The sequence below is a fragment of the Caulobacter sp. 10L414 genome, from assembly GCF_056395525.1.
The window spans coordinates 1-20,860 of the sequence record NZ_JBFTJR010000063.1 but is presented as its reverse complement, the minus strand read 5'-3'; the positions used below and the strand labels follow the sequence as shown (position 1 = coordinate 20,860).

General features: G+C 70.9%; 17 protein-coding genes. 8 read left to right on the top strand and 9 right to left on the bottom strand.

Annotated features, from left to right (window positions below; all coding sequences use genetic code 11):
- Positions 1 to 87: 87 nt before the first annotated feature.
- Both smpB and dapA read right to left on the bottom strand, forming a co-directional pair.
- Entirely contained in the window at positions 88 to 546 is a 459-nt protein-coding gene (gene smpB, locus AC1DCG_RS20755; RefSeq protein ID WP_477041643.1) for an SsrA-binding protein SmpB, read from the bottom strand.
- A complete protein-coding gene (gene dapA, locus AC1DCG_RS20750; RefSeq protein WP_477031333.1) occupies positions 546 to 1,430 on the bottom strand; it encodes a 4-hydroxy-tetrahydrodipicolinate synthase in 885 nt (294 codons plus the stop codon). The genes smpB and dapA overlap by 1 nt, the downstream gene beginning before the upstream one ends.
- Before the next feature lie 253 nt (positions 1,431 to 1,683).
- Between dapA and AC1DCG_RS20745 the strand changes: the two genes are divergently transcribed.
- Positions 1,684 to 3,804 carry a lytic transglycosylase domain-containing protein gene (locus tag AC1DCG_RS20745; RefSeq protein WP_477031332.1) on the top strand — a complete coding sequence of 707 codons (2,121 nt, stop codon included), beginning with the start codon at positions 1,684 to 1,686 and terminating at the stop codon, positions 3,802 to 3,804.
- A 179-nt stretch (positions 3,805 to 3,983) separates the two neighbouring features.
- Here the strand turns inward: AC1DCG_RS20745 and AC1DCG_RS20740 are convergent, their stop codons facing one another.
- The 3 genes from AC1DCG_RS20740 to AC1DCG_RS20730 form a co-directional block, all read right to left on the bottom strand.
- Positions 3,984 to 4,961, bottom strand: a complete 978-nt coding sequence (locus AC1DCG_RS20740) for an alpha/beta hydrolase (RefSeq protein ID WP_477036980.1) — start codon at positions 4,959 to 4,961, stop codon at positions 3,984 to 3,986.
- Positions 4,962 to 5,025: 64 nt separating this feature from the next.
- Positions 5,026 to 5,838, bottom strand: a complete 813-nt coding sequence (locus AC1DCG_RS20735) for a TrmH family RNA methyltransferase (RefSeq protein WP_477031330.1) — start codon at positions 5,836 to 5,838, stop codon at positions 5,026 to 5,028.
- A gap of 21 nt (positions 5,839 to 5,859) precedes the next feature.
- On the bottom strand, positions 5,860 to 7,116 hold the full coding sequence (locus tag AC1DCG_RS20730) for an MFS transporter (RefSeq protein ID WP_477041642.1): 1,257 nt from the start codon (positions 7,114 to 7,116) through the stop codon (positions 5,860 to 5,862).
- Positions 7,117 to 7,319: 203 nt separating this feature from the next.
- Between AC1DCG_RS20730 and AC1DCG_RS20725 the strand changes: the two genes are divergently transcribed.
- Positions 7,320 to 8,384, top strand: coding sequence for a LacI family DNA-binding transcriptional regulator (locus AC1DCG_RS20725; protein WP_477031328.1), 1,065 nt, complete (start codon positions 7,320 to 7,322; stop codon positions 8,382 to 8,384).
- On the opposite strand, the gene AC1DCG_RS20720 is transcribed toward AC1DCG_RS20725, so the two are convergent.
- Complete coding sequence (locus tag AC1DCG_RS20720; protein ID WP_477031327.1) at positions 8,381 to 9,025, bottom strand: response regulator; 645 nt, start codon at positions 9,023 to 9,025, stop codon at positions 8,381 to 8,383. The genes AC1DCG_RS20725 and AC1DCG_RS20720 overlap by 4 nt on opposite strands.
- The gene (locus tag AC1DCG_RS20715) at positions 9,018 to 12,056 is read right to left on the bottom strand and encodes a sensor histidine kinase (RefSeq protein WP_477031326.1); all 3,039 of its coding nucleotides are present in this window, start codon (positions 12,054 to 12,056) and stop codon (positions 9,018 to 9,020) included. Before AC1DCG_RS20715 ends, AC1DCG_RS20720 begins: the two co-directional genes overlap by 8 nt.
- 189 nt (positions 12,057 to 12,245) lie before the next feature.
- Here AC1DCG_RS20715 and AC1DCG_RS20710 point away from each other — a divergent pair, with 189 nt between their 5' ends.
- Together AC1DCG_RS20710 and AC1DCG_RS20705 are read left to right on the top strand one after the other, a co-directional pair.
- Positions 12,246 to 13,199: an alpha/beta fold hydrolase gene (locus tag AC1DCG_RS20710; RefSeq protein ID WP_477041641.1), complete on the top strand. Its 954-nt coding sequence runs from the start codon at positions 12,246 to 12,248 to the stop codon at positions 13,197 to 13,199.
- Positions 13,196 to 13,675 (top strand): cupin domain-containing protein, encoded by a 480-nt coding sequence (locus AC1DCG_RS20705; RefSeq protein ID WP_477031324.1) that lies wholly within the window; start codon positions 13,196 to 13,198, stop codon positions 13,673 to 13,675. The genes AC1DCG_RS20710 and AC1DCG_RS20705 overlap by 4 nt, the downstream gene beginning before the upstream one ends.
- A 66-nt stretch (positions 13,676 to 13,741) precedes the next feature.
- Here AC1DCG_RS20705 and AC1DCG_RS20700 read toward each other — a convergent pair whose 3' ends face one another.
- Together AC1DCG_RS20700 and AC1DCG_RS20695 are read right to left on the bottom strand one after the other, a co-directional pair.
- Positions 13,742 to 15,289, bottom strand: coding sequence for a globin-coupled sensor protein (locus AC1DCG_RS20700; RefSeq protein WP_477041640.1), 1,548 nt, complete (start codon positions 15,287 to 15,289; stop codon positions 13,742 to 13,744).
- Positions 15,290 to 15,413: 124 nt separating this feature from the next.
- Positions 15,414 to 16,937, bottom strand: coding sequence for a glucan biosynthesis protein G (locus AC1DCG_RS20695; RefSeq protein WP_477031322.1), 1,524 nt, complete (start codon positions 16,935 to 16,937; stop codon positions 15,414 to 15,416).
- Between the two features lie 221 nt (positions 16,938 to 17,158).
- Between AC1DCG_RS20695 and AC1DCG_RS20690 the strand changes: the two genes are divergently transcribed.
- Genes AC1DCG_RS20690 through AC1DCG_RS20675 form a run of 4 tightly spaced genes read left to right on the top strand, consistent with a single transcriptional unit; the run spans position 17,159 to position 20,665 of the window.
- Positions 17,159 to 18,274, top strand: a complete 1,116-nt coding sequence (locus AC1DCG_RS20690; protein WP_477036979.1) for an MlaE family ABC transporter permease — start codon at positions 17,159 to 17,161, stop codon at positions 18,272 to 18,274.
- Positions 18,271 to 19,086, top strand: a complete 816-nt coding sequence (locus AC1DCG_RS20685; protein WP_477036978.1) for an ABC transporter ATP-binding protein — start codon at positions 18,271 to 18,273, stop codon at positions 19,084 to 19,086. Before AC1DCG_RS20690 ends, AC1DCG_RS20685 begins: the two co-directional genes overlap by 4 nt.
- Positions 19,086 to 20,024, top strand: coding sequence for an MlaD family protein (locus tag AC1DCG_RS20680; RefSeq protein ID WP_477041639.1), 939 nt, complete (start codon positions 19,086 to 19,088; stop codon positions 20,022 to 20,024). The genes AC1DCG_RS20685 and AC1DCG_RS20680 overlap by 1 nt, the downstream gene beginning before the upstream one ends.
- Positions 20,021 to 20,665, top strand: a complete 645-nt coding sequence (locus AC1DCG_RS20675; protein WP_346764977.1) for an ABC-type transport auxiliary lipoprotein family protein — start codon at positions 20,021 to 20,023, stop codon at positions 20,663 to 20,665. The genes AC1DCG_RS20680 and AC1DCG_RS20675 overlap by 4 nt, the downstream gene beginning before the upstream one ends.
- Positions 20,666 to 20,860 lie beyond the last annotated feature (195 nt).

Here is a 20,860-nt window from a genome sequence, read left to right as displayed (position 1 = left end):
GGCGGGAGCCATTCCGCAACCACTCCCCCCACCGATCGCTACGCGATCACCTCCCCCACAGGGGGAGGTTCCTCATGGAACCGAGGATCAATCCCCCCGGTCGCCCKTCATCAGGCGGGCCTTGTCGCGCTGCCAGTCGCGCTCGGCGGCGGCCTCGCGCTTGTCGTGGGCCTTCTTGCCCTTGGCCAGGCCGATCTCCAGCTTGGCCAGGCCCTTCTCGTTCCAATAGAGCTTCAGCGGCACCAGGGTGCGGCCGTCGCGCTGCACCGCGCCGATCAGCTTCTCGATCTGCTTGCGGTGCAGCAGCAGCTTCCGGTGCCGGCGCGGCTCGTGGTTGAAGCGGTTGGCGTGGCCGTAGGGCGGGATGTCGGCGTTGATCAGCTTGATCTCCCGCCCTTCGACCGACGCATAGGACTCGGCGATGTTGGCCCGGCCGACGCGCAGCGACTTCACCTCGGTGCCGGTCAGCATGATGCCGGCCTCGAAGGTCTCCTCGATGAAGTAGTCGTACCGGGCGCGCCGGTTTTCCGCGATCGGCTTGGTCATCAGACCAGACCCGCCTCGCGCATGGCTTCCAGGATCGCGGGACGCACGGCTTCGCTGCAGGTCGTGATCGGCAGGCGCACGTCTTCGGTCGACAGGCCCAGCTGGGCCAGGGCGAACTTGGTCGGGGCCGGCGACGAGTCGAGGAACAGCGCCTTGTGCAGCTTGATCAGGCGGTCCTGCCAGTAGCGGGCCGTCTCCCAGTCGTTGCCGAAGCAGGCGTTCATGAAGGTGGCGCAGGCGTCCGGCGCGACGTTGGACGTGACCGAGATCACGCCGTGGCCGCCGTGGGCCATGTAGCCCAGCGCGGTCGGATCATCGCCCGACAGCATGACCCAGTCCTCGCCGCAGGTGATGCGCTGCAGGCTGATGCGGGTCAGGTCGCCGGTGGCGTCCTTGATGCCGACGATGTTGGGCAGCTTGGACAGGCGCACCAGGGTGTCGTTGGAGATGTCCACGCCCGTGCGGCCGGGCACGTTGTAGACGAACACCGGCAGCTCCACGGCGTCGTTGATCGCCTTGTAGTGCTGGTACATGCCCTCCTGGCTGGGGCGGTTGTAGTAGGGCGTGACCACCAGGGCCGCGTCGGCGCCGACGGTCTTGGCGTGGCGCACCAGGTCGATGGCCTCGTCGGTCGAGTTCGAGCCCGCGCCGGCGATCACCGGCACGCGGCCGCGGGCGGTCTTCACGCACAGTTCGACCACGCGCTTGTGCTCGTCGTGCGACAGGGTCGAGGTCTCGCCCGTCGTGCCGACCGGCACCAGGCCGTGCACGCCGCCGGCGATCTGGCGCTCGACCAGGGCGACGAAGCCTTTCTCGTCGACCTCGCCGTTCAGGAACGGGGTGACCAGGGCCGGGATGACGCCCTTGAACGGGGAATGGACCATGACTTGCAATTTGCCGTGAGCAGACGCCGCGAGAGTTGCGGCTGAAACGTGGGGGCGGACAATATGTCCCCGCCCCCATCGACCGCAACTGGTCGTTCCGACCTTTTCGTCGCCGAAGGGCGTCGAAAGGCGGGTCGATCCGTCGGCGAACCGGGCTATAGACGCCTGACGGCCAAAAATCGGCCGCCGGACGCCGGCATTCAGGCGTCTCGACCACCGTTCGGCGCTACTCGACAGGCAAGGAGACCGCGTTTTGGCTTTTGGGATTCGTCGGCTTCTTCTTGGTTGCGTCAGCCTGACCCTGGTCGCGAGCGTCGCCGACGCCCAGACCGAGCAGCTGGACGAGGAAGGCCTGCCGACCGCGCCCCAGCCCTACAGCGGTTCGGCCCGCCCCGGCCTCGTCAACACCCCGCCCACCGCCTACGCCGGCACGCTAAGCGACACCGACGCGGGCAACCTGCGCGCGGCCGTCATGGGCCAGCGCTCGGCCGCGACCGTGCGCGCGGCGATGATGGGCATCTCCGATCCCCTGGCCCGCAAGATCGCCCTGTGGGCCCTGGCCGACGTCGGCGCCGAGAGCATGAGCTTCTTCGAGCTCGACCAGGCCCGTCGCGACCTCAACGGCTGGCCGCGCAGCTCGCGACGCGACCTTCCGGCCGAAAAGGCCCTCTCGACCTCCGGCCTGACCCCGGCCCAGACCATCGCCTGGTTCGGCGGCGCCGAGCCGCTGACCGCCGAAGGCGCCATGGCGCTGGCCAGCGCCTACCAAGCCAGCGGCCGCAATCAGGACGCTACGAACCTCATCCGCCGCTTCTGGCGCGGCAAGACCTTCGAGGCCGACGCCCAGCGCGCCATGCAGGCACGCTTCGGCGCGCTGCTCACCGCCGACGACTACGCCCAGCGCGCCGACATGCTGCTGTACGGCCCGCAAGGCCCGGCCGCGCGCGACATGGTCGCCATGCTGCCCTACGACCAGCAGGCGACCGCCCAGGCCCGCATCGCCCTGCGCTCCAACGCCTCCAACGCCAACGACCTGGTGGCCGCCCTCACCCCGGCCCAGCAGGTCTCGCCGGGCGTGGCCTTCGAGCGCGCGGCCTATATGCGCCGCAAGGGCATGGACGTGATGGCGCTCGATCTGGTGCGCTACTTCCCCGCCGCCCCGCCGTCCGACGACACCGCCGGTCCGATCTGGCGCGAGCGCAAGCAACTGGTCATGTCGGCCATCAAGAACGGCGACAGCCGCGGCGCCTATGCGGCCGCCAACGCCGGCCTGCCCGGCGGCGCCGACGCGGCCGAGGCCGAGTTCTTCGCCGGCTGGATCGCGCTGTCGCGCCTGAAGGACGCCAACGCCGCGGCCGCCCACTTCAGCCGCATCAACGAGATCGGCGCCTCGCCGATCACCCGCGGGCGGGCTCTCTACTGGCAGGGCCGCGCGGCCGAGGCGCAGGGCGACGTCATCGCCGCCCAGGCCTTCTACGCCGAGGGCGCACGCCACATCACCACCTTCTACGGCCAGCTGGCCGCCGAGAAGGCCGGCATCAAGGAAATCCGCCTCGACAAGGATCCGGTGATCACTCAGGCCGACCGCGCCCGCTTCGAAAGCCGCGAACTGGTCCGCGCCGCCAAGCTGCTGCGCGACGTCGGCGCCAACGACGCCTTCCGCTCGCTGGTCCTTTATATCGACGACCAGCTGCCCACGGCCCAGGAGCAGGCCCTGCTAGTCGACTTCGCCCGCAACACCGGCGACCAGGACCTGGCCATGCGCGCGGTCCGCACCGCCGCCCAGCGCGGCTTCATCCTGCCCGAGCGCGGCTATCCCCTGCTCGACCACCACTTCACGCCGATCCCCGGCGCGGCCGAGACCGCCTTCGTCTATTCGATCTCGCGCCAGGAGAGCAATTTCGATCCCCGCGCCCGCTCGGGCGTCGGCGCGCGCGGCATGATGCAGCTGATGCCGCCCACCGCCGCCGGCGTCGCCCGCAAGCTGGGCGAAAGCCACAGCGTCGATCGCCTGTTCGAGCCCGACTACAACATGCGCCTGGGCTCGGTGTACCTGGGCGACATGATCAACCGCTTCAGCGGCTCCTACATCATGGCCGCCGCGGCCTACAACGCCGGCCCCGGCCGCCCGCCGCAATGGACGGCCCTGTGCGGCGACCCGCGCGGCGCCAGCACCGACCCGCTCGACTTCATCGAGTGCATCCCGTTCAGCGAGACCCGCAACTACGTGATGCGCACCCTTGAGACGACGATGGTCTACCGCGCCCGCCTCAACGGCGGCGTCGCCCCCCTGACCCTCTCGGCCGACCTCAAGCGCGGCGGCTACAGCTACGTCCCAGGCGCCGGGACGATGGCCCCGATCGGGGGGCGGTAGGGGAAATCCCCTCCGCCCAGCCCTATCTCCCGTCATTCCCGCCCTTGTGGCGGGAACCCCTGGTTCCGCTTTCAGGTGAGGCGCAAGCGACGTGCTCAGCACGTCGCCCCATCCACTCTTCCGGCTGACAGAGGGTTTCCCGCCACAAGGGCGGGAATGACGGGAAATGGAGAAAAGCGCTAGACCCCCTTCTTCTTCGCGTAGGTCTCGAACAGGGTCGGCCAGGCCGCCACCGGCTTGCCGGCTATCGAGCGCAGGCCGAAACCGTGGCCGCCTTCCTCGAAGACGTGCAGCTCGGCCGGGATCGCCTTGGCCTTCAGCGCCGCGAACATCATCAGGCTGTTCTCGACCGGCACGGCCTTGTCGTCGGCGGCGTGGACCAGGAACACCGGCGGCGTGCGCCCGCCCACCCCGGTTTCGGCCGAATAGGCCTGCACCGCCTCGAACGACGGAGACGCGCCCAGCAGCTGCTTGCGCGAGCCGGCGTGGGTGGTCCCGGCCACCATGGTGATCACCGGATAAATCAGCGCCGACAGGTCGGGGCGCGCGGAAAGATCATCGGCGGCGTCGACGCGGTCATAGACCTGGGCCTCGAAGCGGGTGGTCAGGCTGGCGGCCAGGTGCCCGCCGGCCGAGAAGCCCATGACGGCGATGCGGCCGCCGTCGAACTTCATGCCCGGCGCCCACGAGCGCACCAGGCGCAGGGCCCGCTGGGCGTCCTGCAGCGGCGCGTCCGGCCCCGCGCCCCAGCCGTCGCCCGGCAGGCGATAGAGCAGGACGAAGCAGGTGTAGCCGCGATCGGCCAGCCACTGGGCGGTCTCGAAGCCTTCCTTGTCCATGACGACGCGCTCGTAGCCGCCGCCGGGGATCAGGATCACGGCCGCGCCATTGGGCTTGCGCGGGCGAAACAGGCTGAGCGTCGGCTTGCGGGTATGGGTCACGGCCCGGTCGCGCGGGCCCTTGCCGTCGCTGCGCTCGGTCACCGCCTCCTGCGCCGTCACCCCCGCCGAGCCCGGCGGATCGCCGGGCCACAGGGAGCGCACCTCGCTGGGCTCGGGAACGGCCGGCTTGCGCGCGGCGCTGGCCATGCTCGCGCTCGACAGGGCGGTGATCCCTGCCAGCAGGGCGAAGGCGCTCCGGCGGTTCAGTTGCGGCATGACGTTTCTCCCGAACTCTACTGTTGGGCCGGACTTTAAGGCTCTCGGTAACCGGTGGACAAGGTCAGCGGGGCCGCCCGCCGAACTTCAGGTGATGCAGCACGATGCCGCTGGTGGTCGCCACGTTCAGCGAGTCGAAGCCGCCCGCCATCGGAATGCCGATCCCCTCGGCCCTGGCGATGACCTGCGCCGACAGCCCCGGGCCCTCCGCGCCCAGCAGCGCCGCCGCCCGGGCCGGCGGCTCCAGCTCGGCGAGCGTGCGGTCCGCCGACGGCGTCAGGGCCAGCGGCGTGAAGCCCGCGTCGCGCAACAGGTCGACCACATCCTCGCCGCGGCCGATGTATCCGGTGGGCACGCTCAGCGTCGCTCCCACCGAGACGCGGATGGCCTTGCGATAGAACGGGTCGCAGCAATCGGCGTCCAGCAGCACCGCATCGGCCCCGAAGGCGGCGGCGTTGCGGAAGATGCCGCCGAGGTTGTCGTGATTGGCGATGCCCTGCAGCGCCACCACCACCGCCCGCTCGGGCAATTGCGCCAGCAGCTGCGCGGCCGGGGTCGCCTGCGGCTTGCGGCCCACCGCCAGCACCCCGCGATGCAGGTGGAAGCCCGCCACCGCGTCCAGCACCGCCTGCTCCACCAGATAGACCGGCGTCTCGTCCGCCAGCCCGGCGAACACCTCCGAAAGCTTGTCCCGCCGCTTGGGATCGATCAGCAGCGACTCCACCCGCTGGGGCGCGTCGCGCACGAAGGCCCGCAGCACCGTCTCGCCCTCGGCGATGAACCGCCCTTCCCGGCCCACCAGATCGCGCTCCTTGATGTCGCGATAGGCGGCCACGCGCGGGTCGGCGGGATCGGTGATGGCGATGAACTGCGGCACGGGGGCTCCGCTGGGGACTCTCTACCGCACGCCCCGTATCGGAAGGATCGCCAGACCGCCAGCCATGGCCAGCCCCGCGGCCACCAGGAACAGCGAATGATAGTCCGTGCGGCTGGGCCCCAGGAACCACACCGCCAGCACCGGGGCCAGCGCCTGGGGCAGCGTGTTGGCCAGGTTGATGACCCCCAGGTCCTTGCCCGCGTCGTCCTGCGAGGGCAGCACCTGGCTGACCAGGGCGATGTCGACGGCGTAGTAGCAGCCCGCCCCGCAGCCGAAGACCACGAAGCCGACCAGCACCACCGCCCAGCCCGGCGTCAGCGAGAAGGTCACCATGGCCGCCGCCAGGATCATCGCCGCCCCGGCCGCGAACAGCTTTCGCCGTCCCAGCCGGTCGCTCAGCATGCCGAAGATCATCGCGCAGCCCACATTGGCGACGGTCGCCACGGTGGTCAGCAGGGCCAGTCCCTGCTCGGCCCGCTGGCCGGGGAACAGCGCCGGATAGTTCAGCGCGTCCTGCAGGTAGTAGAGCATGTAGCACTGGGTCAGGGTGATCGCGACCAGCACCATGAACCGGCTGACCCAGGCCAGGGCGAAGTCGGGATGCTTGCGCGGGTCGACCCACAGCCCCTTGAGGAACCCGACCAGGCTGAAACGCTCGGTGGCGTCGGCGGTGATCGGCGGGTCCTTCAGGCGCAGGGCGAAGGGCGCGATGGCCAGCACCAGCACCACGCTGATGGCCGCATAGCGCGAGGCCTCCGAGGCCAGCAGGCCGCCGACCAGCACCGCCCCGGCCACCGCGCCGATGGGATGGYCAAGGCTGAGGAACGCCGCCACCCGGCCCTTCTGGGCGTCGGGCACGCGGTCGGGCAGCAGCGCCAGCAGCGCGGCGAACAGCATGTTGAAGGCCAGCTGGAAGCCGATGACGCCGAGGATCAGCTCCAGACGGCTGTCGGCCAGCATGATCGCCACATACGAGGCCAGCGTGCCGACCAGGCCGATCAGCAGCCAGGGCCGTCGCCGTCCGAAGCGCGAGGTCGTCCGGTCGCTGATCGCGCCGGCCAGCAGGTTGGCGATGCTGGCCGTCAGCGCGCCCCAGAACGCCGTCTGGCTGAGCACCAGCGCCTTCTGGGCCGGGTCGAGGGCGGCCGCCTTCAGCGGCAGCAGCACCTGGATCAGCGGCATGAAGCTGATGAACGCGCCGATCTGGGCGAAGGTGAAGGCGGCGATGAAACTCGGCCGTACCGGTTCGACCGGCCGGCTGGCGCCGCTCCGCGACATGGCTGCTCCCTGTAACCGACGCGGTCATTTGAAGCCGCCGCGTTCGCCTGCCCGGCGACCTTCGCCGCGCCGCCAGCGCCCGACAAGGGGCGTTCGAGCCTGTCCCCGAGTTTTTTCGTCGCCGGCGGGGTCGCGCTGCGCACGACAAATGCTCTAGGCTCGGACAAAGGGTTGAGTCCGCTAGCGGGGGAAACGGCAGACCGATGGCCTCGGTGACCATCTACGACGTGGCGGCGCGCGCCGAGGTTTCGATCAAGACCGTCTCGCGGGTCATGAACAACGAGCCGAACGTGCGGCCGGTCATGCGCGAGCGCGTGCTCGAGGCCGCCCAGGCGCTCGGCTACAGCCCCAACCTGTCGGCCCGCAGCCTGGCCGGCTCCAAGAGCTTCGTCATCGCCGTCTTCGTCGACGCCGCGCTGACCATCGACCACTGGCGCAGCGAGCGCGGCGCCGACTACCTGTCGCGCATCCAGCTGGGCGCCACGCTGCAGTGCCGCGACGCGGGCTACCACCTGCTGGTCGAGCTGATCGACCACGAGGCCCCGCAGATCCGCCAGGAGGTCGGCGCCCTGCTGGCCGCGCTCAAGCCCGACGGCGTGATCCTGACCCCGCCCAGCTCCGACAACGAGATCGTGCTGGAGCTGCTGAACAAGGCCGGCACGCCTTACGTTCGCCTGGGCCCGGAAGAGGCCGAGCGGCCCGGTCCGCGCGTCCACATGGACAACTTCGCCGCCGCCCGCGACGTCACCGAGCACCTGGCCGGCCTTGGCCACAAGCGCATCGGCTTCGTGGTCGGCGAGCCGCGCCACGGCGCCAGCCAGGCCCGTCGCGCCGGCTATGTCGCCGCGATGGAGGCCCGAGGGCTGCCCGTCGACGAGGCCTGGATCCGCCAGGGCGACTTCACCTTCCAGTCGGGCCACGACGCGGCCAAGGCCCTGCTGGCCCTGCCCGACCGCCCCACGGCGATCTTCGCCTCCAACGACGACATGGCGCTGGGCGTGCTGGCCGCCGCCGCCGAGGCCGGCGTGCTGGTGCCCGGCGAGGTCTCGGTCGCCGGCTTCGACGACAGCCCCAGCGCCCGCTTCTCGCGCCCGCAGCTGACCACCGTGCGCCAGCCGGTGGTCGAGATGGCCGAGCTGGCCACGCGCCTGCTGATCAAGGGCCAGGTCAAGGGCGGCGCGGCCGGGGCCATGGCCGCCCCGATCGACGAGCTGCTGCCGTTCGAGCTGATCCACCGCGCCTCGACGGCCCCGCCGCCGGCGCCCTAGAGCGCGATATAGCCCCGGCGCACGGCGGCGACGACGGCCTGGGTGCGGTCGCCGACGTCGAGCTTGAGATAGATCGTCTTCAGGCAGGCCTTGATCGTGTCGGGCGACACCGACATGCGCCGGGCGATCTCCTTGTTGGCCCGGCCTTCGGCCACCTGCAGCAGGATCGCGCGCTCGCGCTCGGTCAGCGGCTCTTCCAGCGCGTGCAGGGCGATCTCCTGGGCGATCTCCGGCGCCAGCACCCGCCGGCCGGCGTGCACGTTGCGGATGGTCTCCAGCAGCTCCTTGCGGATGCAGTTCTTCAGCAGATAGCCGCTGGCCCCCGCCTTCAGGGCGCGCAGGGCCAGGGTGTCGCCGGGATAGGTGGTCAGGACGATCACCGCCGCCCGGGGGTCCAGCCCCCGGATGCGCTCGATCGCCGCCACCCCGTCCAGCCCCGGCATCTGGATGTCCATCAGGGTCAGGTCCGGGCGCAGCGCGGCGAACGCCTCCAGCGCCTGCACGCCGTCGGCCGCCTCGCCCACCACCCGCATGTCGGCCTGCCGGTCCACCAGCCCGACGATGCCGTCGCGCAGCATCGGATGGTCGTCGACCACCAGGATCCGGATGAGATCGGCGGCGCGGGCGCTCGGATCATCCATGCCAGGGTCTCCCACGCCAGGGCCTCCAGGACAGCAGTTCGCGCCACGACGGCGCCGGGCGCGGACTATAGGCCGTCCGCGCCGGGATGGTGACGACTATGCGCGTGCCCGCGCCCGGTCGGCTGTCGATGACCAGCCGGCCGCTGAGGGTGCGCGCCCGCTCCCGCATGCCCGCCAGCCCAAAGTGGCGGTGACGGCCGCCGTCGCGCAGGATCTCCGGCGCCATGCCCCGGCCGTCGTCGACGACCAGGACGGCCAGCCGGCGCGGGCCGAAGGCCACGCGCACCTCGATGCAGCCGGCGCCGGCGTGGGCCCGCGCATTGGCCACCGCCTCGCCGACGATCGCCAGCACCTCGTCGGCGGCGATCTCGTCCAGCGCCCGGGGCGCGCCCTCGACGAAGACGCCCACCGGCGGCCCGCCCTCGCCTCCCTGCGCCTGGATCAGCTTGGACAGCGCCGCCTCCAGGTCCTCGGCGCGATCGGCCGCGCGCAGGTCCAGCACCCGGTCGCGGGCCTGGCCCAGCACCTCRTCGGCGGCGTCGAGCGCCTGCTCCAGCGGCGCCCGCTGCGGCTGCCCGCGCGGCAGGTCCTCGACGATCAGCTGGAAGCGCAGGATCAGCCCCTGCACGCCCTGCAGCAGCGTGTCGTGCAGTTCGCGGGCGATCCGCTCACGCTCGGCGATGCGCTCGTTCATCCGCGTCCGCATCCGCGCCGTCACCGCCCGCAGCCGCACCCGGTACAGCACCCAGACCATGGCCGCGAAGGCCAGCAGGCACAGCACCAGGAACAGCCGCGACTGCCAGAAGGTCGGCGGCACGACCACGTCCAGCGAAGCGCCCGTCGTGTTCCAGACCCCGTCGTCGTTGGCGGCCGTGACCGTGAAGCGGTACTGGCCCGGCGGCAGGTTGTTGTAGAAGGCCGTGCGGCGCGATCCGGCCTCGACCCACGCCTCGTCGATCCCCGCCAGCCGATAGCGGAAGCGCACCCGGCCGGGCGTGCGCAGGCTCAGCCCCGCATAGTCGATCTGCAGCCTCGAGGTTCCGACCGGCAGCGCCACCGCCCCCGTGGGCGAGAACGACCGCCCGCCGGCCGTCACCGCCCGGATCAGCACCGGCGGCGGCGCATCGTTGCGCACCAGGCCGCCGGGCGTGATGCGCATGACGCCGGCCGTGCCCAGGAACCACAGGCGCCCATCCCCGCCCCGCGCGGCGCGTACGCCGTCATAGCGCGCCGAGCCGCTGGTCAGGCCGTCCAGCTCGTCGAACACCCGGTGCGGGATCGGCGCATCGGGATTGACGAAGGCCCGGGCCAGGTCGGCGGCCGACAGCCGCACGATGCTCGAGAAGGTGAACAGCCAGACCTCGCCGTCCGGCGTCTCCAGCATGTAGCGCACGTTGCGCAGCCAGGGATGGCGGCGCAGGTCGATGTGGTCGATCCGGCCGGCGCTCAGCCGCGCCAGCCCGGCCGCCCCGCCCACGACGAGACCCGCCGAGCCGTCGTGGACAAAGGTCAGGCGCCCCAGCCGCAACTGCGCCGCGCTCCAGGTCGTCGTCTTGTCGCCGTCGATGCGGATCAGGCTTGAAAAGCCGTTGATGACGATCGGTCGTCCCTGACGATCGATGGCGAACTGCGCGTCGCGCAGATCGGCCCGGGCCCGAAGATCGTGCCAGCCGTCCTGGTCGTGCATCGCCAGGCCACGGTCGCTGGAATAGAGCCAGAGCTTGCCGCTGGCGCTGACCGCGCACTGGAACATCACGCGCGGGGCGTCCATGGGAAACGACCGCGCCGTACGGCCGTCCCGGATCTCGTCCACGACGCCGTCATGCACCAGGAAGGCCACGCCGTACCCGCCACAGACATGCATGTCCCGCATCCCTCCCTGGCGAATGCGCCGGGGCGGCTGATAGGGGCGGATCACGAACAGGCCGCTGGTGTCTCCCACATAGACCAGGCCCGCCCCGTCCTCGGCGATGTAGTACTCGTCCGCGCCGGAGGGGATGATCGTCTCGTCGACGATGCTGGGGGCCACGAAGGCGTTCAGGCCGCGCTCGCCCCCGGCCCAGACCGTGCCCTCGCGATCGATGAAGATCGACGCCGTCTGGTCGTCGGTCAGGCCGTCCTTGACGCCATAGGTCGTCATCACGCCCGCCCCGTCGGGATGGGTGATGCGAAACAGCCCCGCCGAGCCGGTCGAGCCCCACAGGCTGCCGTCGGGCGCGAAGACGATCTTTGTGCGCAGGCGTCGCCCCGGCGCCGGATAGTTCGGCAGGCCCCGCGTGCTGGTCTGGCCCGCGGCGTAGTCGGGCAGCCGGCGCGTGCCCGCCTGGTCGGAGATCCAGATATGACCGGCGCCGTCCTCGGCCAGGCCCGGCCCCAGGGCGACCTTGGCGTCCGTCGTCTCGAACCGGCGCGCCCCCCGCCGCAGGAAGAACAGCTTGTCCTGCGTGGCCACCCACAGCACCCCGTCGCGCGCGGCCGCCATCGACATGATCCAGCCTTCGGGCGCGTCCCAGCCCGGCCCCAGCGTCTCCCAGCGCCCGCCGACGAAGCGCGACAGCGAGTTCGTCCCCCTCGCATTGACCGCCCAGATGACGCCGTCCTGGTCCTGCAGCAGTTCGGTGATCTGGCGCGAGGGATCGGGCATGCCGGTCGAGACGAAGCGGCCGCCCCGGAAGTTCGACACGCCCTCGCCCTGGAAGCGGCCGACCCAAAGCTCGCCCGCCCGGGTCTCCAGCAGCTGGGCGACGCCATAGAAGACCGTGGGATCGTCGCTGGCCGGCGAGAAGGTGTCGAAGGTCACGCCGTCGAACCGCGCCAGGCCGTCCGAGCCCGAGATCCACAGATAGCCGTCCCGCGTCTGGACGATGTCGTTGATCCGGCCCGGCGCCGAGGCCGCGCCCCGCCAGGCGGTGTGGCGAAACTGCGCGATCGACAGGGCGTCGGACTGGGCCCGCGCCGACGGCGAGGCCAGCAGGAACACGGCCAGCAGGGCCAGCACGAGGACGCCCCGCGAACCTCGAAAGTCGATCATCGCGTCCCCCTGAAGCCGGACTGAAGCCAAGCCCCACACTGCGCCGAACCTCGCCGCGCCCTCATACCCGTTCGGGTAAACGCTCGCTCCCCGGTTGGCCTTGAGGCTCAAGCACAGCCGGAGAACAGTGTCATTGGAAATCGCGGAGGCGTCGACGAACGCCGCCCGCACGCCTCCGGAGAAACACCGATGACCCGCATGCTCCTCGGCGCCGCCAGCGCGGCCGCCGCCCTCGTCGCCGGCCTGGCGACGGCCTCGCCGGGGCTGGCCCAGCCGCCGCCCTTCCCCGCCTCGTTCAAGACCAGCCAGATCACCACCAACGGCGCGACGATCCACGTGCGGGTCGGCGGCAAGGGGCCGGCGGTCGTGCTGCTGCACGGCTATGGCGAAACGGGCGACATGTGGGGCCCGATGGCCGCCGACCTGGCCCGCGACCACACCGTCGTCGTGCCCGACCTGCGGGGTCTTGGCCTGTCGTCGCGCCCGGCCGGCGGCTACGACAAGAAGACCCAAGCCGGCGACGTGGCCGGCGTGCTCGACGCCMTGAAGATCGACAAGGCCGACCTCGTCACCCACGACATCGGCAACATGGTCGGCTACGCCTTCGCCATGCAGCGCCCCGAACGCGTCGGCCGCTTCGTCCTGATCGACGCGCCGGTGCCGGGGATCGGTCCCTGGGAAGAGATCCTGAAGAACCCGCTGCTCTGGCACTTCCGCTTCGGCGGCCCGGACATGGAGCGCCTGGTGGCGGGCCGCGAGCGGATCTATCTCGACCGCTTCTGGAACGAGTTCTCGGCCGATCCGGCCAAGTTCTCCGAAGGCGCCCGGGCCCACTACGCCAAGCTCTACGCCCAGCCGGGCGCCATGCACGCCGGCTTCGCCCAGTTCGCCGCCTTCGACCAGGACGCCATCGACGACAAGGCCATCCTCGCCGAGAAGGGCAAGCTGCCGATGCCGGTCCTGGCCCTCGGCGGCGAGAAGTCGTTCGGCCTGACCATGGCCGCGGTGATGCGCTACACGGCCAGCGACGTCACCGAGGGGGTGATCCCCGCCTCCGGCCACTGGATCATGGAAGAGAACCCGGCCGCGACGGTGAAGATCGTCCACGACTTCCTCGACGCCAAGCCGGCGGCCAAGCCGTGAGTGCTCGTCGCGCCGCCGCCCTCGGCCTGGCCCTGGCCGGCGCCGTCCTGGCCGGGCCGCTGCACGCCCAGGAACTGCGCTTGACGCCGCCTGAGATCGCGGCCCTGGCCAAGGGCGGCGCTGGGGCCGGCACCTCGGGCGTGGCCGGGATCAAGACCACCACCCTCTACGGCGATCCGACCAGGCCAGGCCCCTACACGATCGAGATCCGCGTACCGCCCCACACCCGCATCGCCGCCCACAGCCACAAGGACGAGCGAACGGCCGTGGTGGCCTCCGGCGTCTGGTACTTCGGCTACGGCAAGAGGAACGAGGACCCGCTGGTCAAGGAATTGCCCCCGGGCAGCTTCTACACCGAACCGGCGGGCGTGGATCACTTCGCCCAGACGCATGACCAGCCCGCCAGCGTCTACATCTTCGGCTACGGCCCCACGAGCACCGACTACGTCGTCGCCGCGGACGCGCCCAAGCCCTGACCCCGACGAGAAAGGGGCGCGGCCCTCGCGGACCGCGCCCCTTTTTGATTTCAATATCTGAAAGCCTCAGCGGCCCGGGCGGGCGAACGCGGCGACCTTGGCGCGGGCGGCGTGCACCGGATGCTCCGGCTCGGCGTAGCGCTGGGCCGGCGCGGCATGGCCAGACCCGATGCGGAAGCCGCCGACATGGTTGGCCAGGTCCGCCGCCTCGGCGCGCAGGGCGCGGGTGGCGTCGGTCGATCGCTGGGCCATGGCGGTGTTGCGCTGGGTGACCTGGTCCAGCTGGCCGACGGCGCTGTTGACCTCGGTCAGGGCGCTGGCCTGCTCGTTGGCCGAGGCGGCGATCTCGTTGACCAGGCTGTCGATGGCGCCGACCTTGTCGACGATGCCGCGCAGGGCGTCGCCCGTCTGGCGCACCAGTTCGACGCCCTCGCCCACCTGGCGGCTGGAGTCGGAGATCAGGCTCTTGATCTCCTTGGCCGCTTCGGCCGAGCGCTGGGCCAGGGCCCGCACTTCCTGCGCCACGACGGCGAAGCCCTTGCCCGCGTCGCCGGCGCGGGCGGCTTCGACGCCCGCGTTCAGCGCCAGAAGGTTGGTCTGGAAGGCGATCTCGTCGATGACGCCCAGGATGTGGTTGACCTGGTTGGACGAGCTTTCGATCTGGCTCATCGCTTCGGCGGCGCGGGTGACCACCGCGCCCGAGCGCTGGGCTTCGGTGGCGGCCTCGCCGACGCGCGAGGACACCTCGCGGGCGCTCTGGGCGGTCTTGGCGACGGTCGAGGTCAGCTGCTCCACCGCCGCGGCGGTCTGCTCCAGGGTGGCGGCCTGCTGCTCGCTGCGCATGGCCAGGTCGTCGGCGGCCKAGGCGATCTCGTCGGCGCCCGAGCGGATGCCGCGGGTGGCGCGGTCGACCGCGCCCATGGCTTCTGCGAGGGCGGCGGCGGCTTGGTCGAAGTCGGACTTCAGGCTGACGAACTCGGGCGACAGGGCGCCGTCGACGCGGGCCGACAGGTCGCCGGCCGCCAGGCGCGACAGCGCCTCGCCCACCGCGCGCACGGCGTCGGCCTGGCGCTGCTCGGCGCTGGCGCGCTCGGCTTCCAGCTGGTCGCGCTCGTCCTGCAGCAGTTCCAGATAGGTCGAGATGGCCAGGTCCATGTCCAGCATGACCGCCTTGTTCAGCGCCACCAGGCCGTCGGCCAGCTCGGCGTCGTTCTTGGCGTTGGCGAACAGGCCCTTGGCGCGCTTTTCGACCATGGCGCGGATCAGCTTCTCGGCCACCAGGGCGTAGCCGCCGATGTACCAGCGCGGCTCCAGGCCGATGACGGCGTGGGCCTTGCCGATGCGGGCGACGTCGCCCTCGTAGTCGGCGCCGTACTCGGCCGTGGCCAGGCGACGCCAGTGCGAGGCCTGGCGGCCCTGGGCGTTGCTGATGTGGGCGTCGTTCGAGAACATCTTGCGCGTCTCGGGGAAGACCCGGACCTGCGCGTAGAAGGCGTCCAGCGCGCCGTTGATCTCGGCGTCGATCACCGGCTTGGCGGCCCGCAGGGCGGCGCGGTCCTTGTGGTCGAAGCGCATGAAGCTCATGCGCTGGTCGAGCTGGTTCTGCGCGCTCATGCCGCCACCCCTGGTCACTGGAATCCTGATCGGAAGAGCCGTGACGGCAATTCATTAACCAAGATTGAAACCCGGGCGGGTTCTTACGCAAAAGCCGTATAAGCCGCCGTCCTGCGACGTCCCGTCACGCCGTCCAGAGATAGCGCCAGGTCTCAGAGATCGGCTTGCCGTCGCGGGTCAGGCGCAGGCTGAGCTCGGCCTGCTTGCCCGTGGGCTTGAGGCCGAACGCCGCCCGGGCGGTGGCCGCCCGCGGATAGGGCGTGATGTTGCTCCAGGTGGTCTCGCCGCCCTTGGCCTCGATGTCGAGCTTAACGCCGTCCAGCCCGTCGGCCAGCATCGGACCCGACAGGTCGATGGTGAACATCCGAAGGCCGTCCTGCGCGTCGGCCCCGGTGCGGGTGCGCACCACCCTCGCCTCGCCGTCGCCCAGGCGCTCGCCGCCCCAGTGCAGGCGGTAGGACAGGTCCACGCGCGAGCCGGCCTCCCACGGCGCGTCCGGCCGCCAGAAGACGGCGATGTTGTCGTCGCTCTCCTTGCGGGTGGCCAGCTCGGCCAGCACCACCGCGCCCTTGCCCCAGTCGCCCTGCGGCTCGACCCACAGGCTGGGCCGCAGGTCGTAGCGGGCTTCCAGGTCGCCATAGTCCTCCAGACGCCGGGCCCGCTGCACCAGGCCAAAGCCCCGCGGGTTCTCGTCCTGGAAGTACGACAGGCGGTGGGCGGTCGGGTTGGTCAGCGGCCGCCAGATCTGCTCGCCGGTCCCGGTCAGCATGGCCAGGCCGTCGCTGTCGTGCACGGCGGTGCGGAAGTCGTCGCCGCGCGGACCGTCCGAGACGTTGAACAGGAACATGCTGCTCTGCGCGGCCACGCCCATCTTGGTCATCTTCACGCGCGGGAAGATCGTGGCCGTGACGTCGAACGTCACGCTCTGGCCCGGCCGGATCGTGAAGCTGTAGGCGCCCGTGCAGCTGGGGCTGTCCATCAGCGCGTGCACCGTCACCGTCTCGGCCCCGTCGGCCGGGCGCTCCAGCCAGAAGCGCTCGAAGACCGGGAATTCCTCGTTCGGCTCGCCCGCGCCGATCGCCAGCCCGCGCGAGGACAGGCCGTAGAACTGGTCGCGGCCCAGGCTGCGGAAATAGCTCGCGCCCTGGAACACGGCGATCTCGTCCAGCTTGTCGGCGCGGTTCAGCGGCCACAGCAGGCGCAGGCCCGAAAAGCCGCCGATGGCCTTGGCCGCCCCGGCGTGCTCGCCCGGCACGTCGAACATCTCCGGATCGAACGGCACCGGCCGCGCCACGCCGCCCTCGACCTCGTAGATCGGGAAGACGCGCGGATAGAGATAGGCCGGCGGGAAGAACTCGGCCCGGAACGGCGCCGGCCGGTCGGCCCACAGGGCGTGCTCGCCGCGGAACCGGATTCGGAAATATTCGTCGTAGGACAGCCCCGCCAGGCCCTTGTCGCCGCCCGTGGCCGGCGCGCGGTAGGGTTTCCTGGCCAGGCCTTGCGCCAGATCGCGCAGGATTTCCGGCGAGAACGCCTCGCCTTCCACCGATGCGGGTTGCGCCGCAGCAAGACGCGGAAGCATGGCCACCAGCGCTCCGAGAGACAGCGTGCCGAGCGCGCCGCGCCGGCTGACAGAAGCAAATTCCATGCGGCCCTTCTATGCCGCGCGTCCGTGCGACGCTACAAACCGAGCGTTGGATTATCGCCAGTTGACGGCGTCTTTGCGGCGGCGCCGCATAAAGCTGCAAGCCGAGTCGTCCGTGTTCGGCCATGATGGTGACGCAACAAGCTGCGCCTTGAAGCGTTTGAGCCGGCGACACAGTCCCTGCTAGGCTGGGCGTGCGTTGTAACGAGGGGTAAGCGCAGTAGATGGGCGTGCCGGCGGAATTCACCCTGGACGACAAGGACGGCGGCAAGTCCGTCGTGCTTTCCGGGGACTGGACGGCGCGCGGCATGGCCGACGCCGGCCTGCGACTCGCCGAGGCCATGAAGGGCTCGGAGGCGTTCGACCTCGACCTCACCAGCATGAACCGCTGCGACACGGCCGGCGCCTACGCCATCATCCGCGCCGCCGACGGCCGCCTGTCGGCCGGAAACATCAAGGCCCGCCCCCAGACCCTGCGCCTGCTGGAGCTGGTCGGCGAGGCCACCCAGGCCGAGTGCCCGCCCGACAACCGCCTGCACGGCGTCGTCGCCCTGCTCGACCGCATCGGCCGGGGCCTGTTCGACCTGCTGCGCGACGGCTACGGCACGCTGATCTTCCTGGGCCACCTGCTGACCGCCCTGGCCCGCTGCGCCGTCAACCCGCGCAAGATCCGCTGGGCCCCGATCGTGGCCCTGTCCGAGCGCGCGGGCCTGGACGCCATGCCGATCGTGGCCACCACCACCTTCTTCATCGGCGCGGTCGTGGCCCTGCTGGGCGCCAACCTCCTGACCGACTTCGGCGCCCAGGTGTTCAGCGTCGAGCTGATCGGCGTGTCGGTGCTGCGCGAGTTCAACATCCTGATCACCGCCATCCTGCTGGCCGGCCGCTCGGCCTCCAGCTTCGCGGCCGAGATCGGCTCGATGAAGATGAACCAGGAAATCGACGCCATGCAGGTCATCGGCGTCGACCCCTACGAGGCCCTGGTCCTGCCGCGCTTCGCGGCCCTCCTGATCACCATCCCGCTGCTGACCTTCGTGGCCACGCTCGCCGGCCTGGCCGGCGGCATCGTCGTGGTCTGGGTGGTGCTGGACCTGTCGCCCAGCTTCTTCCTGCAGCGGATGACCGACTATGTGGGCGCCACCCACTTCTGGATCGGCATGTCCAAGGCCCCGGTGATGGCCATGGTCATCGCCGCCATCGGCTGCCGCCAGGGCATGGAGGTCGGCAACGACGTCGAGTCGCTGGGCCGCCGCGTCACCGCCGCCGTCGTCCACGCCATCTTCGCCATCATCCTGATCGATGCGGTCTTCGCCCTGCTCTACATGGAGCTGAACGTATGAAGACGGCCGCCGCCCCCTCGCCGGCCCCTGCCGAGGCCGCCCCGCCGATCCAGGTCGACGGCCTGGTCTCGCGCTTCGGCGACAACGTCGTGCACGACAACCTCGACCTCACCGTCGAGCGCGGCGAGGTGCTGGGCGTGGTCGGCGGCTCGGGCACCGGCAAGTCGGTGCTGCTCAACAGCATCATCGGCCTGAAGGTCCCCGACGGCGGCGTCATCCGCCTGTTCGGCGAGGACATGCAGGAGGCCTCGCGCCGCAAGTGGACGGCGCTGGAGCGCCGCTGGGGCGTGCTGTTCCAGCAGGGGGCGCTGTTCTCGAACCTGACCGTGCGCGAGAACGTCGCCGCCCCCCTGTTCGAGCACACCCGCCTGCCCAAGAGCGAGGTGCTCGAGCTGGCCGACCTGAAGATCGCGCTGACGGGCCTGCCGCCCCGGGCCGGCGCCCTCAAGCCGGCCGAGCTGTCGGGCGGCATGCGCAAGCGCGCCGGCCTGGCCCGCGCCCTGGCCCTGGACCCCGAGCTGCTGTTCCTCGACGAGCCCACCGCCGGCCTCGACCCGATCGGCGCCTCGGCCTTCGACGAGCTGATCAAGGACCTGTCCGACAGCCTCGACCTGACGGTGTTCATGATCACCCACGACCTGGACAGCCTCTACGCCATCACCGACCGCGTCGCCGTCCTGGCCGACAAGAAGGTGATCGCCCAGGCCCCGGTCGAGGAGCTCGAACACTCCGACCACCCCTGGATCAAGGAATACTTCCTGGGCCCGCGCGGACGCGCGGCCGGGAAAGCCGCTACGGCGAGGAGCCGCTGATGGAAAGAAACGCCAACTACGCCCTCGTAGGCGCGGCCTGCCTGATCCTGTTCATGGGTCTGGTGGTGTTCGTGGTCTGGCTGGCCAAGCTGCAGTTCAACAAGGACTACGACCTCTACGACGTGCTGTTCGTCGGCGCGGTGCGCGGCCTGTCGGAAGGCGGCGAAGTGCACTTCAACGGCATCAAGGTCGGCGAGGTCACCAAGATCGRGCTCGACAAGAGCGATCCCAACCGCGTCATCGCCCGCACGCGCCTGACCTCGGACGTGCCGATCCGCGTCGACAGCTACGCCACGCTGGAGCCACAGGGCATCACCGGCGTCAACTACATCCAGCTGACCGCTGGCACCTCGACCAAGCCGCTGCTGAAGGACACCGTCAAGAACGGCGAGGTCCCGATCATCCGCAGCCAGCGCAGCGCCCTGTCCGACCTGCTGGAAGGCGGCGGCACGGTGCTGAGCCGCACCATCGAGGCGCTGGACCGCGTCAACCGCGTGCTGTCGGATCGCAACATCAAGACCTTCAGCGCCAGCCTGTCGGACGTGCAGTCGGTCACCGCCGAGCTGCGCGAGCGCAAGGAGATCATCGCCGACGCCCAGAAGGCGCTGCAGAGCATCGACGCCACCGCCCAGGAGATCGCCAACCTGTCGCGCTCGACGCAGGGCGTGGTCGACGGCGACGGCCGCAAGGCGATCAAGGACCTCGGCGCGGCCGCCGACGAAATCAAGCTGGCCGCCAAGGACGTGCGCACCATGGTCGGCCGCCTGGAAGGCCCGACCAGCGACTTCGCCTCGACGGGCCTGCCGCAGCTGTCCTCGGCCATCGTCACCCTGCAGTCGGCCGCCGAGTCCCTCGACCGCCTGGTCGGCGAGGTGGAGCAGAACCCGCGCGGCCTGGTGGGCAAGGCCCCGGCCAAGGAAGTGGAGATCAAGCCGTGAGCGCGTCGATGAAGAAAATCGCCTCGGGCCTCGCCGTCGCCGGCCTGGCGCTCAGCCTGTCGGCCTGCATCAGCGTGTTCCCCAAGGCCAAGCCCTCGGGCATGTACCGCTTCGGAACCACCGCCCCGGCGGCCAGCAAGGGCCCGCCCGGCGCGATGTTCGGCGTGCTCAAGGCCCCGACCGTGTTCACCCGCCCCTCGGCCGGCGACCGCATCCTGACCACCGCCCCCGGCGGCGAAGCGGCCTATGTCGCCGGCGCCCGCTGGATCGCCCCGGCCAGCGTGCAGTTCGACGAAGCCCTCTCGCGGGCGTTCGACGCCGATCCGGGCCGCGCCCGCCTGATCGGCCGCGGCGAGGTGGCCAAGGCCCAGATGGTCCTACGCCTTGAGGTCCGCACCTTCGAGGCGGCCTATGTCGACGGCCCCAAGGCGCCGCCCGAGGTCATCGTCCAGGTGCGCGGCGTCATCAGCCGCACCGGCGACCGGGCCCTGGTCGGCGACCAGGTCTTCGAAGCCAAGGTGAAAGCCGCCGACAACCGCGTCGGCCCCATCGTCGCGGCCTTCGACCAGGCCAATGCGAAAGTCATCGGCGACCTCGTCGGCTGGATCAACGCCGCCGGCGCGGGCCTGCCGACGGAGTAGGTCCGAAGGGGCCAGGCCCCCAGAGAGGGAGCATCTGGCTCCAAGAACCTCCCCCCGTGGGGGAGGCGGCCGAAGGCCGGTGGGGGACGTTTTCAGCTTCCCGGACGCTTGGGATCGCCCCCCAAACCCTCTCCCGGAGGGGAGAGGGAGGGGCCCAGGCGAAGCCTGGGAGGGTGAGGGGTTACGGTGTCAGCG